This is a genomic window from Streptomyces sp. SID13726 (assembly GCF_010548375.1).
Classification (GTDB): Bacteria; Actinomycetota; Actinomycetes; order Streptomycetales; family Streptomycetaceae; genus Streptomyces.
Genome location: NZ_JAAGLY010000659.1, coordinates 1 through 409 on the forward strand (window position 1 = coordinate 1; position 409 = coordinate 409).

General features: G+C 75.1%; 1 protein-coding gene. It reads left to right on the forward strand.

What is annotated here, in order from left to right; translation table 11 throughout:
* On the forward strand, positions 1-337 hold a 337-nt coding region (locus tag G3I78_RS49640), incomplete at its 5' end, for an ATP-binding protein (RefSeq protein WP_343244048.1).
* Positions 338-409: the final 72 nt, after the last annotated feature.

The window sequence follows — 409 nt, forward strand, 5'->3', positions numbered from 1 at the left end:
CCTGGCCGCGACGGTGTTCGTCACCGACGCCGACTCAGCCCCGCCCGCACTCACGCGCGCGGTGTACCGGGTGGTGCAGGAGGCGTTGACGAACGTGATGAAGCACGCGCCGGGTGCGCGTGCGGACGTCGATGTGCGCGCGCGTCCCGGCGACGGCGTGGACCTGGCCGTGCGCAACGCCCTCACGACGGGAACGTCCGGCGTCCCGGGGAGCGGCAACGGGATCGTCGGGATGCGCGAGCGCTGCGAGGCGCTCGACGGCACGTTCTCCGCCAGCGTCGAGGACGGACGGTTCGTCGTGCGCGCCCACCTCCCGTGGGAGCGGCCCGCGCCGTAGCTGCCACGCACCCCGTAGGACGAGGTCGGCACCGGCGGCGACGAGCAAGCTCCGGACCGTGGGGGCCGCGGG